Annotated in this window: 7 protein-coding genes; all 7 read right to left on the bottom strand. The window is 76.1% G+C overall.

Annotated features, from left to right (window positions below; translation table 11 throughout):
- Window positions 1-175 precede the first annotated feature (175 nt).
- Entirely contained in the window at window positions 176-1,915 is a 1,740-nt protein-coding gene (locus tag ABD54_RS21625; RefSeq protein WP_047871356.1) for an ABC transporter ATP-binding protein, read from the bottom strand.
- Window positions 1,912-3,843: an ABC transporter ATP-binding protein gene (locus ABD54_RS21620; protein WP_047871355.1), complete on the bottom strand. Its 1,932-nt coding sequence runs from the start codon at window positions 3,841-3,843 to the stop codon at window positions 1,912-1,914. The genes ABD54_RS21625 and ABD54_RS21620 overlap by 4 nt, the downstream gene beginning before the upstream one ends.
- Window positions 3,840-4,511: a trans-aconitate 2-methyltransferase gene (locus tag ABD54_RS21615; protein WP_047871354.1), complete on the bottom strand. Its 672-nt coding sequence runs from the start codon at window positions 4,509-4,511 to the stop codon at window positions 3,840-3,842. Before ABD54_RS21615 ends, ABD54_RS21620 begins: the two co-directional genes overlap by 4 nt.
- 89 nt (window positions 4,512-4,600) lie before the next feature.
- The gene (locus tag ABD54_RS21610; RefSeq protein WP_047871358.1) at window positions 4,601-5,386 is read right to left on the bottom strand and encodes a thioesterase II family protein; all 786 of its coding nucleotides are present in this window, start codon (window positions 5,384-5,386) and stop codon (window positions 4,601-4,603) included.
- 199 nt (window positions 5,387-5,585) lie between these two features.
- Entirely contained in the window at window positions 5,586-6,722 is a 1,137-nt protein-coding gene (locus ABD54_RS21605) for a Gfo/Idh/MocA family oxidoreductase (RefSeq protein ID WP_047871353.1), read from the bottom strand.
- Window positions 6,719-7,852 carry a saccharopine dehydrogenase NADP-binding domain-containing protein gene (locus tag ABD54_RS21600; protein WP_047871352.1) on the bottom strand — a complete coding sequence of 378 codons (1,134 nt, stop codon included), beginning with the start codon at window positions 7,850-7,852 and terminating at the stop codon, window positions 6,719-6,721. Before ABD54_RS21600 ends, ABD54_RS21605 begins: the two co-directional genes overlap by 4 nt.
- Window positions 7,849-13,386 carry a non-ribosomal peptide synthetase gene (locus ABD54_RS29400; RefSeq protein WP_152692072.1) on the bottom strand — a complete coding sequence of 1,846 codons (5,538 nt, stop codon included), beginning with the start codon at window positions 13,384-13,386 and terminating at the stop codon, window positions 7,849-7,851. The genes ABD54_RS21600 and ABD54_RS29400 overlap by 4 nt, the downstream gene beginning before the upstream one ends.
- Window positions 13,387-13,465 lie beyond the last annotated feature (79 nt).

Genomic DNA, 13,465 nt, shown 5'->3' with positions numbered 1-13,465 from the left:
GCGGAACGCCGCTGTGGGTGCGGTTCAGAACGGGGCGGGCGGACGGGGCGCGGGGCCGCCGGGGCGGCCTGTGCGCACGTGGTTCGGAAAGGGACGTGTGGGGCCCGCGCGCGGCGGTGGGGACGCCGCGCGCGGACGCGATCGGGACCGGTCCGGGCCGGACGGCCGGTCCGGGTCAGGAGGGTTGGGCGGTCAGCCTCCAGCCCCGGGCCCGCTCGCGCGCACGGGCGAACTCGGCGTGGCGCCCGCCCGCGGCGAGGAGTTCGGCCGGGGTTCCGGCCTCCGCGACGCGTCCGGCGTCGAGGAAGACCACCCGGTCCGCGGCGGCCACGGTGGCGGGCCGGTGCGCGATGACGAGCACCGTGCGCTCCCGTGCCAGGGAAACAGCGGTCGCGGTCAGCAGCGCCTCGTTCTCCGCGTCCAGGGCGGCCGAGGCCTCGTCCAGGACGACGACCGGGGCGTCCTTGAGCAGGGCGCGGGCGATGGAGACCCGCTGCTTCTGCCCGCCCGAGAGCGAGGCGCCGCCCTCGCCGACGCGGGTGTCCCAGCCGTCCGGCAACTCGGCCACCACAGCGTTGAGGCCGGAGGCGGCGGCCACCCGGTCCAGGTCCTCCCGCGTGGCTGCGGGGGCGGCCAGGAGCACGTTCTCGGCGATGCTCGCGTCGAACAGGTACACGTCCTGGAAGACCATCGCCACGTGCCGGGACAGCTCCTCGCTGCCGATTGAGCGCACGTCCGCCCCGCCGAGGCGCACGCTGCCCGCGTCGGCGTCGTGGAAGCGCGCCAGCAGCCGGGCCACCGTGGTCTTGCCCGAACCCGAGGGCCCTACCAGGGCGGTGAGCGTCCCGGGTTCGGCCCGGAAGGAGACCCCGTCCAGGACGCGGGGCCCGTCCGGGGCGTAGGAGAAGGACACGTCGTCGAACTCCACGTCCGCGCCCCGGGGCGGCACCGGCGTGTCCGGTTCGGGGAGGGGGCGCGCCTCCAGGACGGCGTTGATCCGGTTGAGCCCGTTCGTCGCCATCCTCAGGGCGGCCCCCTGGTCGGCCGCGCCGGACAGGGGGTGGACGAACCTGGCCACGAGCACGAGCAGCGCGACCGCCAGGGGCGAGTCGAGGGTGCCGCCGAGCGCGAGGAACACGGTGGAGACCAGGAGCAGGCCGAAGGCCAGGCGCACCGCGAAGGAGTAGCCGAGCAGGGCGGGGACCGCGCGCAGCAGCAGGCGGCGGGCGGCGCCGTGCTCGGCCTCCAGCGCCGCGTCGAGGCGCTGGCCGCCCTTGTCCGTCCTGCCGAAGGCGCGCAGCACGGGCTGGGCGCGGGCGTACTCCAGGACCCGGTCGGCGGCCTCGTCGGTGACGGCGTCGCGTGCGGCGTCGTTGCGCCCGACCGCCTCCCCGGACAGGGTGAAGACCATCCACAGCACCGGCAGGCAGGCGGCGGCCGCGAGCGCTATCCGCCAGTCCCACACGAACAGGGCCAGGACCGAGACGAGGGGGGTGACCACCGCGTCGGCCAGGGGCGGATACAGGTGCACGGGCAGGCTGGCGGCCCGGGAGACGCCGTCGGTGGCGAGGCGGTTGAGCTCCCCGACCCGGCCTCCGGTGAACCATCCCAGGGGCAGGCGGACGACGTGGTCGCCGAGCCGGTGGTGCAGTGCCCGCGAGAGCGCGCCGCCGACGCGGAAGTTGAGGTACAGGCTGCCCGCGCGCAGGACCGCGTAGACGGCGGTGGCGGCGAGCAGGACGGCCACCCAGGGCCAGGCCCGGTCCGGGTCGGGGCCCAGGAGGTGGGACAGCACGGGCACCAGGAGGGCGAACAGCACGCCCTGGAGGGCCGAGACGACGGTGGTGAGCGCGAGGCTCGCGCGCATGGGCCCGGCCTGCTCGGGTCCCAGGGCCTTGAGGAAGGCGCGGATCACTGGTCTTCTCCCGGTTCGTCTCGTGCGGCCCCGTCATGGGCGTCCCTGTTGAGCGGGCCCCCGTCACGAACGCCGCCGTCGGCCTCCCCGTCGCGGGTGCCCGCGCCGGGGCCGCCCCCGTCACCGGCCTCCGGGTGCTGGGCGCGCCACAGGTCGGCGTACCGGCCGCCGCGCGCCAGCAGCTCGTCGTGGGTGCCGCGCTCCACCACGCCCCCCTCGTCCATGACCGCGATGAGGTCGGCCCCGGTCACGGTGCTCAGCCGGTGCGCGATCACCAGGACCGTGCGGCCCCGGGCCAGTTCGCCGAGGGCGTCCTGGATGGCCGCCTCCGACACCGGGTCCACGGCGGCGGTGGCCTCGTCCAGCACCAGCACGGGGGTGTCGGCGAGCAGGGCGCGGGCGATGGAGACCCGCTGGGCCTCACCGCCGGACAGGTCGGCGTCCTCGCCCACCACGGAGTCGTAGCCGCGCGGCAGCGCCTCGATGCGTTCGGCGACGCGGGCGGCGCGGGCGGCCTCCTCCACCTCCTCACGGGTCGCCCCGGGGCGGCCCATGGCGATGTTGTCGGCCACGGTCTCCCGCAGCAGCCGCACGTCCTGGAACACGAAGCCGACAGTGCGGTACAGCTCCTCGGCGGGGATGTCGCGCACGTCCGCCCCGCCCACGGTGACCGCGCCCGCGGTGACGTCGGCGAAGCGCGCGGGCAGGGTGGCCAGGGTGGTCTTGCCCGCGCCGGACGGGCCGACCAGGGCGGTCACGGTGCCCGGTTCCAGGACCAGGTCCACGCCGCGCAGGACCTCCTCGCCCGCCCCGCACCCCTCGGCGCCGTCCTGGGCCGGGTAGGCGAAGCGCACTCCGTCGAAGACCACGCGGGCGCCCCGCGGTCCCCCGCCGGAGCCGTCGGGCAGGGGCGGGGTGGCGAGCAGGTCGCGGACCCGTCCGGCCGCGGCCCGCGCCGTCTGGATCTGCTGCACCCGTGAGCCGATCACGTTCATCGGCGCGCACAGCGCCGGGGCCAGCAGGGCGAACGCCACCACCGAGACGGGTTCGCTCCAGCCCAGGGCGGCGAAGCCCGCCCCCGCCGCCACCACGGTGACGGTGACCGTGGGCGCCGACAGCACCAGGAAGGAGGCGACCGTGGCCGGGGTGGTAGCGCGCGACCAGGAGACGAAGAAGTCCGCGAAGGCGTCGGCCGCCCGGGTGAAGCGCTCATGTGCCCTGCGGTGGCCGCCGAAGTGCTTGACCACCTGGATGCCGTCCACGAACTCCACGGCCGCGGTGTTGACCGCGCCCATCGCCTCGGCGTACTCGGCCATCTTCTTCATGGACCCGGCCATGGCCCGCGCGAACAGCAGGACTCCCGCGGCCACCGGCAGCACCGCGACCAGGGTCAGGCGCCAGTCCACGGAGGCGAGGTAGGCCAGGGCGACCACGGGGACCGCCACGACGGCGGCCAGGTCGGGGAGGGTGTGGGCGACCAGGGAGTGGACGTCCTCGATGTCGTCGTGCAGCGCCTTCTTGACCCGGCCCGAGCCGCGGCCGGAGAACCAGCCCAGCGGAACGCGCCCCAGGTGGTGGGCCAGGGCGCGCCGCACGGACAGCTGCATGTCGTTGTCGGCCAGGTGCCCGACCAGGGTGGAGGCGGTGCCCGCGGCCAGGGCGGCGACCGCTCCGGCCAGTGCGGCCGCGACCAGCGTCCACACCAGGGCGGTGTCGGTCGGCCCGTCGGCCAGCAGCGCGGCGGCGGCCTCGGCCAGGCAGATCAGGGGGACGAGGCCGAGCGCGCTGGCCAGGCCCTGGAGGGCCACGGCAGCGCGGACGCGACCCCGGATCGGCTCCAGGAGGACGCCGAGCGGGGAGGGCGCGCGCCCGGCCCCCGGCTCCGGCGCGGCCTGTGTTCGCGGGGAGGTGTCCTGTGCGGTGCTCACCTGACCAGCACCCCGATCTCCGGGGTGGCCTCGCGGCCGGTCCGGGGCAGGCGCCGCACGGACATGCCGGACTCCTCGGCGAGGCGCTCGACGCCGAAGGTCTCCCAGTCGTACTCGTCGTCGACGGTGCGCACCAGCTCGCCGCCGCGGAAGACCCGCCACTGGGTGCGCCAGCGCATGGTCCCGGGCCCTGCGGGCTCGCCGGACATCCACCACTCGTAGGTCTGGTCGCCCACGGTCTCCCGGCACATGCGCACGGACGGGATGGAACGGGGGGTGTCCACCCCCATCAGCTCCACGACCACGGGGCCGCCCGGAGGGAGCCGTTCGGCCAGGCGCCGCCACAGGACCAGGCGTTCGGCGCGGGGGATGTGCCCGGCCACGCCGAAGACGACCGCGGCCGAGATCGAGTCCGGCAGCGGCAGGTCCTGGGCGGGTTCGGGCAGCACGGTGACGCGTCGGCGCAGATCGGGGTCGGCGAAGACGCGGCTGGTGAGGATCGCGCGCATGTTCGGGGAGGGCTCGGCCGAGTGGATCCCGGCCGAGGGCAGGATCTCGGCGATGGCGGCGGTCACCAGTCCGGTGCCCGCGCCGATGTCGACGACGGGTCCGTGGGCGGTGTCCAGGCCGGTCAGCGCCGCGCGCAGGGCGGGCGTGCTGGTGACCATGTGCCGGTGGCCGACGAGGTCGAAGAACTCGGCGCCCGGTGAGTAGTAGTCGATGGCGGGAATGGTGTCCTCCAGGTTCTGCGGCGTGGTCAGGGGGTGCTGGGCCAGGGCCCGGTTGCTGCGGCCAGCGCCGGGTCCAGGCGGCGCAGGACCTCGGACACGACGGCCTCCCGCTGCGGTCCGAGGTAGAAGTGGTCGCCCGCGAACACGCGCACGTCCACGCGTCCGCTGGTGGTGGCCGACCAGCGCCGGGCCAGGTCCGCGTCCACCTCGGGGTCGTCGTCGCCCAGGAACACGCTGACCGGGCAGCTCAGCGGCGGTCCGGGGAAGGGCGTGTAGCGCTCCACGAGCCGGTAGTCGTTGCGGACGTAGCCCAGGACCGCCTCGCGCAGGCCGGGCTCCTCCAGGACCTCGCGCCGGGTCCCGCCCAGGCGGACCAGCTCGGAGACGATCGCCTCGTCGTCGGCGAGGTGGACGCGGCCGGGCGGGGCGTCGGCCGGGGCCCGGCGCCCGGAGGCGAAGAGGCGGTCCGGCTCGGGCAGGCCCGCCGCGCGCAGGGACCGGGCCAGTTCGTAGGCCACGGCGGAGCCCATGCTGTGGCCGAACAGGGCGTAGGGCCGGTCGAGCAGGGGGGTGAGTTCCCCGGCGACGGCCGTGACGACGGTGGCCATGTCGTCCACGAGGGGTTCACCGAAGCGGTCCTCGCGGCCGGGGTACTGCACGCACACCAGGTCGACGCCGGAGGGCAGGAGCGCGGCCCAGGCGCGGTAGGCGTTGGCGCCGCCGCCCGCGTGGGGCAGGCACACCAGGCGCGTCCGGGCCCCGGGGCGGGGCCGGAAGCGGCGCAGCCAGGATCGCGCGGGAGCGGGGGTCATGGGGTTGTCGGCCTTTCTGACGGGGTCGCGTTGCTTGAGGTCCACGGAGTCGGAAGACCCCCGGAGGTCTCGGGTGGGGACCCGTGCCACGGGGCGGGGGCTGCGGGGATGACGGGCGAAGCCCTCGTCCCCGGCGGAGGGGCCTCGTCCCAGACCGTCCGCGGGGCCCAGGGGAGCAAGGGGGGCGTGGCCAGGGGAGTCACGGCGCCGTCTCCCGGGCGTCCCCGTCGCGCGGAGCCGGCCCCAGGTCGGCGGCGCCCAGGTGCGCCGTGGGCGGACCGGGGCGGATGACCTCGGGCCGGCCCAGGCGGCCGGTGGTCTCGTGCCACATCCGGCACACACCGAGGTCGAACTGCCCCCGCACCAGCGGGTTGGCCCCGGCGCGCACGTCGGCGGCGAAGTCGGCCAGGGCGCGGGTGAGCGCCTCGGGCCACAGGCGGTCGAAGACCTCCCGGTAGGGCGGCGCGTCCGTTCCCTCCAGCACCGTGGTGGCCGGTTCGGCCAGGTGGCCGGTGTCCGGTCCGGTGGAGCGCAGGCGGCCGTGGGCGTCGCGGGGCGCGTACAGCCGGGGCTGCCAGAGCACGGGGCCGTGGGTGTCGGCCAGGGTGAGCACCCCGTGTTCGGTGCCAAGGGCCAGCCGGTGCCAGAGCAGGGCGTGGTTGTCCCCGTCGGAGGGGTCCATCTGGTTCTGCACCCGCAGGGTCAGGGGGACCCCCGAGACACTGCCCTGGAGCACCCGGTAGGGCTGGGCGTGCGCGGTCAGGGAGGCGACCCCGGGGTCCGTCGCGAGCGGTTCGGTCAGCGCCCAGGGGCGCAGCCCGCCCAGGGCGCGCGCGAGCACGTCCAGCAGCGGGTACAGGACCTGGACGGCGGAGGTGGCGTCGGCGAACAGCACCGGTCCCCGCTCGCGCAGGACACGGGCCGCCTCCAGGAAGCGCCGGATCGGCGCCACGTGCCGGTAGAAGGGGTTGAGGTGGTAGACCGCTCCCCCGCCGCGGGCGGCGCGCAGGGCCGCGGTGAGTTCGTCCTCGTGGACGGGGTGCTCCTGGAGGACGTGCACGCCCCTGGCCAGCAGGGCGCGGGCCAGCTCGCCCCCGGCCCCGCCGGAGACCGCCGCGCCCACGACCACGCAGGCCGCGTCGACGCTGTCGGGCACCTGGTCGACGCCGGTGTACAGGGGCACCCCGGCCCGCTCGGCGTAGCGGCGGGAGAACTCGCCGCCCCGGGAGAGGATCCCGGCGAGTTCGAAGGTGTCGGGCATGCGCGCCAGCGCGTCGGCGTAGAAGCGGCCGAAGCCGGTGCCGCACAGCAGCACGCGCAGGGGTCGCGGGCTCACAGTGCGCCCTCCTCGACACCGGCGTCCTCGCTCGCGGCGTCCTCCACCCGCAGGCTCGCGGCCTCGGGGTCGTCGAACAGGGCGGTGACCGCGGCCTCGGGGTCGAGGACGTCGGCGGCGTGGTGCAGGCCCCGGGGCACCAGGCCGCGCGCCACCGCGTCGGCTGCCTGCGCGCCCACGCGGCCGGTCATGCGGTAGCTGTCGGAGAAGCGCGCGGTCATCACGCTGCGCCGCCCGGAGGGGGCGGTGAGCGCGTACACGAGCCGGTAGTAGGGCGTGCGCCCGGCCAGGTCCACCCCGGCCGCGCGCCGCAGGCGCTCCGCCGCCTCGGCCGGGTCGGCGACCGGGCGCCCCGCGACCGAGGTCAGTACGGCGCGGACCCGCTCACCGGGGTGGACGTTGTACCACTCCAGTTCGCGCAGGCCCAGGTCGGCGGCCAGGCGGCGGGCCTCCTCGGTGAGGAAGGGCTGGACGAACGCGGTGCCCGGGAACCCGGGCGGCCGGACGCCGTCGGCGGCGCGCAGCGCCCTCTCCACGACCCGGCCCTCCCGCCAGGCGGCCAGGGGACGTCCGAAGACGGCGGTCGGGTCGTCGGCGCCGGGCAGGGAGAGCAGCAGGTCGCCCGCGGCGGCCCCGGTGCACCTCTCCAGCCCGCCCGCGTGGGCGCTCAACCGCTCCAGGCCGTACCGGGCGGCGAACCAGCGCGGCAGCAGGGCGGACAGGCCGGGGAGCACCCCCGCCGACAGGACGATCGCGTGGTCCCGTGCGGCGGGGGTGCGGCTGAGGCGGTCGTGCGCGGGCCCGTCGCCCGTCACGTCCACGTAGTCGGCTCCGGCGTCCAGGGCCCGCACCGCCACGGCGTCGGCGATGCGGTAGGAGGGCCCGGCGCAGTTGAGCACCACGTCGAGTCCGGAGCAGAAGGCCCGCAGCGACTCCGGGGAGTCGGCGTCCACCGCCCGGACGGCGGTGTCGGGGCCCAGTTCGGCGGCCAGCTCCTCCAGGGGCGCGGTACGGCGCCCCCCGAGCAGCAGGCGGGTGTGGCCCAGGGCGCGCAGGCGGCGGGCCGCGGCCCGGCCCACGGCCCCGGAGGCGCCCACCACGCCCACCGCGCGGTCGGTCGCGCCGCTCACCGGACCACGTCCCCTCCGGTGATGTCCTCCAGGCGCTTGAGGACGCCGGGGGCGTAGGGCACCGACAGCAGGCTGAAGTGGTCGCCGGGCACGTCCACGATGTCCAGTCCGCCCAGGACCAGGCGCTCCCAGTAGGTGGTGACGCTCTCCTTGTTGCCGGGGAAGGGGTAGGCGCCGCCGTGGCGCAGGAAGGTGACGTCTCCAGCGTAGGGCTCGGGCTCGTAGCGGGAGATGGCGAAGACGCTCTGGCGGAAGATCGCGAACATCTCGTTGAGCGCCTCGGGGGTGTAGGTCCCGGCCGAGGGCGGCACGGCGGCGCACATCCGCTCGATCCTGGTCTGGCGGGGCACCTTCGCCAGTTCGCGGAAGCTCTCGGCCACGTCGGCGTACTCGCCGGTCAGGCGGCCGATGGCGCCGTCCGGGAGCAGGCCGGGGGTGGCGGCGAGCAGCCGGTCGGAGGCGGCCGACACCCGGTTCTCGTCGGCGGGGAAGCCCACCGAGACCGGGTCGATGCCCATCATGACGGCGAAGGCGTACTCCGAGATCAGCTCGTCGTCCAGGCGGAACGGCGGCCGGTGCGTGCTGATGGCGGTCAGGGAGGCGACCTCGGCCCCGGCGTCGGTGAGCGTGCGCGCGACCTCGGTGGCGACGAGGCCGCCCAGGCAGTAGCCGACGACGTGGAAGCGGTCGCCGCCGCGTTCGAGCAGGGCGTTGGCGTAGTCGGCGGCCCAGCGCTTGATCACGGCGGCGGGGTCGGCGTCCAGGAAGGCGGGGACGTCGGGCAGCTCCAGTCCGACCAGGGTGGCCTGGCCGCGCGAGCGCCGCCGGATCTCGGTGATGAGGGAGCGGTAGGGGATGAGGGTTCCGGTCCCGGCGTGGACCAGGGCGGTGACCGCGCCCCCGCCCGGCCCGTTGAGGGGCACGTAGGGGTCGGGCTTGCCCTCGGCGGAGGCGCGGACCTGTCCGGACAGGTCGCGCAGGTAGGCGGCCAGTCCGGCGACGGTGGGGCGGCGCAGCATGTGGCGCAGGACCACCTCCCACTCGATGTCGGCTCCGGTGTCGGGCAGGACCTCGCTGAGCCTGCCGACCATGCGGGCGACCAGCAGGGAGTCGCCGCCCAGAGCGAAGAAGTCGTCGTCGCGGCCGACCGCGCCGCGCTCCAGCAGTTCGGCCCACAGCCCGCACAGGGCGCGTTCGAGGTCGTCGGCGGGCTCGCCGGTGGCGGTGTCGGCGGTTCCGGGGGCGTCGTCCCCGGGCAGGGCGCGCAGGAGAGCGGACCGGTCGACCTTGCCGTTGGCGGTGAGCGGCAGCGCGTCCAGCAGCCGCCAGTGCGCGGGCACCATGTACTCGGGCAGGCGGGTGGCGGTGTGGCGGACCAGTTCGTCGGCGGTGACCGGCGTCCGGTCGGTCTTCACCCGGGCCAGGTAGAGGGTCTGCCCGGTCTCGGCGAGGCGGTCCTGCGCCCCGGGCAGGGCCAGGGGCTCCGTCGCCCCGACCCGCTCCAGGGCGCTCTCCCACTGGTCGCGGGTGAGGAAGGTCTGGTCGTGCTCGGCGCGGGCGTCGCGGTGGCCTCCGTCGAGCCCGTCGAGGAACTCCATGGACACCAGCAGCGCCGGGTCGTGTTCGGCGGTGGTCTCCAGGAACACCAGGTGGCCGCCGGGGGCGAGGAGTTCGGTGACGCGGGCCAGGGCGGCGTCGGCGTCCACGGCGTTGTGCAGGACGTTGGCGGCCACGACCGCGTCGAAGGAGTTGGGCGCGTAGCCCTGGGCCCCGGCCTCGCGGTTGAGGTCGAACAGGCCGAAGGACACCCAGGGGAAGTCGGCGAACCGCTCCCTGGCCTCGTTGACGAAGAACGGGGAGACGTCGGTGAAGCGGTACTCGGCGGGGTGGCCCGCCAGGGCGGTGACGACGGCCTCGGTGGTGCCGCCGACGCCCGCTCCGATCTCCAGGACACGCAGCGGCCCGTCGGCGGTCCGGCTGGCGGCGGCGTCGGCCAGGGCCGCGGCGGCCGCGGCGTTGAGGTGGCGCACGGCCAGGTTGTCGCGGTAGGCGGCGCCCGCGGTGTCGAGCGCGGCGCCGGGGAAGAGGAGGGTGCGCACGTCGAGGTCGCCGCGCAGCAGTTCGGGGAGGCGGCCAGAGCAGGCCCGCATGTACTCCAGGACCTCGGTGCCGTAGTCCACCCGCCGTTCCAGGTCGGCCAGGCGCTCCCAGGCGGCGCGCTGGCCGTCCTCGTCCACGTGGCGCAGTCCGCTCCACCGGTCGCCGTCGCGGGTCAGGCGTCCGGCGTCGGCCAGGGCGCGCAGCCAGCGGCGCACGAGCCGGTGGTGGCGCCGGTCGGCGCCCAGGCGCTCGATGACCTCCTCGGTGGTGTGGCCGGTGTCGGAGAACAGTCCGGCGCCGGTCAGGGTGCGGGTGATGGCGCCCAGCGCGGTGGCGCGCATCGCGTCGAGGAAGGCGGCCAGGTCATCGCGGTCCAGGTTCGCGGTGGCCTCGCCGACGGCGGACGCGGCGGCCCGGGCGGCGGTCCCGGATCCGGTTCCGGCGGGCGCGTCGGACGGGCGGCGGGCGGTCTCGGCGAAGGCGGCCAGGCGCCGGTCCTCGCGCCCGCCCACGGCCAGGACGGCGGCGGAGGCCACGGCGGGGTGGGCGGTGAGGGCGGCCTCGATCTCGGCCAGCTCCACCCGGTGTCCGCGGATCTTGACCTGGTCGTCCTCGCGGCCCAGGAACTCGATGTCGCCGCCGGGCCGGTAGCGGCCCAGGTCGCCGGTGCGGTACAGGCGCTCCCCGGTGCGCGGGTGGGTGACGAAGCGCTGAGCGGTGCGGGCCTCGTCGCCCAGGTAGCCGGTGGCCACGCCCGCTCCGCCGATGTGGAGTTCGCCCGCGACCCAGTCGGGGCGGTCGCCCATGCGACCGTCCAGGACGTGGAAGGTCTGGTTGGTCAGGGGGCGGCCGTAGGGGACGCTGGGCCAGGACGGGTCGGCCTCACCGATGGGGTGGTGGATGGACCAGATGGAACCCTCGGTCGCGCCGCCGAAGCTGTACAGGGCGGTGCCGGGCAGGTGGGCGCGGACTCGGTCGGCCAGGGTCAGCGGGATCCAGTCGCCCGAGAGCAGGGCAACGCGCAGGTTGGTCGGCGCCTGCGCGGGCGCGGTGGAGAGGTAGTCGGCGAGCATGCCCATCTGGGCGGGCACGGAGTTCCACAGGGTCACCCCGTGCTCGCGGGCCAGCTCCGCCCAGTGCGAGGGGTCTCCGCGCCGGTCCGCGTGGGGGAGCACGATGGCCCCGCCCGCGCCGAGGGGGCCGAACAGGTCGTAGACGGACAGGTCGAAGCCGAGGGCGGCCAGGCCGAGGACCCTGTCGCCGGAGCCGACGGAGAAGCGTCGGTTGACGTCGGCGATCGTGTTGAGGGCGGCACGGTGGCTGACCATGACGCCCTTGGGGGTTCCGGTGGAGCCGGAGGTGTAGATGACGTAGGCGAGGGCGTCGGGGTCCACGGGGCGGGGCGGGAGCGCGTCGGGCGTCCAGGCCTCGGGAACCGCGTCGGCGGCGGGGACCGCGTCCACCTCGACGGGTTCGACGTCCTGTTCCCAGTCGCCGATCTCGGCCAGCCAGGACTGGGTGAGGACGTGGCGCACCCCGGCGTCGCGCAGGATGGCGCGGCGGCGCGCGGCGGGCTGGGTGGTGTCGACCGGGACGTAGGCGGCGCCGGTCAGCAGGACGGCGTGGGCGGCGACCACCTGTTCCACGCCCTTGTCCATGACCACGGCCGCGCGGTCGCCCGGGCCGCAGCCGCGGGCGCGCAGCTCGTCGGCCACGGCGGTGATCCGCGCCCACAGCTGACCGTGGGTCAGGGACGCGTCGGGGTGGATGACGGCGGGGGCCCCGGGGACGCGCAGCGCGGCGGCCAGGGCGTCCTCGTACAGCAGGGCGTCGGGCAGGGGGCCCTCGGTGGCGTTGGCCCCGGCGCGGGCGAGGAGCTGGTGGGCGGGGACGGCGGCCGGTGCGGCCTCGTCCCAGGGCTCGTCGGACAGGGCCAGGCGGCGCAGCAGGTCGGTGTAGGCCGCGAAGGCGTCGGCGGCCAGGCCGTCGGGCAGGACTCCCTCACGCACGTCCCAGCGCACGGCCAGGGCGCCCCCGGCCAGGGAAACCTGGCAGTCCACCCACACCTGCGGGGTCTGGGACAGGCCGTGGACCTCCCGGGCGGCCCAGGAGTCGTCGCCGTCCTCCTCGGTGCCGATCGCGCCGGTGAAGACGACGGGCATGAGCACGGCGGGCTCGTCGCGGCGGCGCGAGAGTTCGGCCAGCAGCTCGTTGCCCGAGTACAGGCAGTGGTCGACGTCCTCGATGAGGCGGCCCTGGCGGGTGCGGGCGCGCTCTGTGAAGGTGGCGCCGTCGTCGGCGTGCACGGCGAGCAGGGTCAGCGAGGTGAAGTCGCCGACCACGCGGTCCACGTCCGGGTGCAGCGGCAGGCGCTGGGACACGGGCAGGTTGAGGGTGAAGTCGGGGCGGCGCGACCACAGGGCCAGCACCTCGGCGTAGGCGGCCAGGGCCACACCCGCGGGGGTCAGGCCGCGGTCGGCGGCCCGGGAGCGCAGGGCCCGCCACTGCTCCGGCGGCAGGGCGGCGGCCAGACGGGTGAAGCGGGCGGAGGCGTCGGTCGAGTGCTCGACCAGCGGCAGCTCGGGGGCGGGCGGCAGGTCGTCGGCGCGCTCGGTCCAGTAGGCGCGGTCGCGGTGGTAGCGTGCGCCCTCGCGCAGCGACCGGTGGGCGAGCACGTAGTCGCGGAAGGTCGCCCCCAGCGGCGGCAGGGGGTGCTCGGGGTCGGCGTAGAGGGCGGCGAGTTCGTCCAGGAGCAGCCGGACGCTGGTGTAGTCGGCGGCGAGCAGGTCCACGGACAGGTGCAGGTGGGCCCGGTCGTCGCCGCGGGTGAGGTGCAGACGCACCAGCGGCCAGGAGGAGGCGTCGGGGACGAGGTCGCGCAGGCGCTCGCGGGCCCGGGCGGCGTGGGCGGCGGTGTCTCCGCCGCCGACCTCGGTTACGGTCAGCGACTCCCCCGGAGCCTCGGGCAGCACCCGCTGGTGGCCCTCGGGGGAGACCACGGAGCGCAGCATGTCGTGTCGGCGCACCAGCTCGTTCCAGGCGGTCCGCAGGCGGTCGGGGTCGAGGTCGTCGAACTCCAGCTCCGCGTAGGCGTGGCAGGCCACGCCGCCGTAGTCGTAGGCCGGGCCGCGACCGACGAGGTAGGCGCCCTGGACGTCGGTCAGGGGGAAGGGGTCGTGGCGCGCGTCGGGGTCGGGGGTCAGGGAGGGGGCGGCCTCGGCCTCCAGCAGGGCCAGGACGCTGTCGCGGTGCTCGCGCAGGATGGCGCGGTGCTCGTCGGTGAGGGCTCCGGTGGGGCCGCGGAAGCGGATGCGGCCGTCGTCGGCCCACAGGTGGACGCCCGCGGCGCGCAGTTCGTCGAGCAGGGAGTGCAGGGCCTCGGGTGCCGCGGAGACGGCGGGGGCTGTGGAGGCGTCGGAGGCGGGAGTCGGCAAGGTGGGCTCTCCTCGTCGGTCGGTCCGCGCGGGGCGGACCCGGCTGGGAACGGTGGGGATGGCGCGGGGGGCGTTACAC

It is taken from the genome of Nocardiopsis sp. RV163 (genome assembly GCF_001029525.1).
Classification (GTDB): Bacteria; Actinomycetota; Actinomycetes; order Streptosporangiales; family Streptosporangiaceae; genus Nocardiopsis; species Nocardiopsis dassonvillei.
The sequence above is the reverse complement of the archived record's forward strand: the minus strand, read 5'-3'. Positions and strand labels throughout refer to the sequence as shown.

Bases quoted from the DNA above. Each gene is read 5' to 3' on its own strand.
- ABD54_RS21610 (WP_047871358.1), bottom strand. From the start codon at position 5,386: ATGACCCCCGCTCCCGCGCGATCCTGGCTGCGCCGCTTCCGGCCCCGC.
- ABD54_RS21615 (WP_047871354.1), bottom strand. From the start codon at position 4,511: ATGGTCACCAGCACGCCCGCCCTGCGCGCGGCGCTGACCGGCCTGGAC.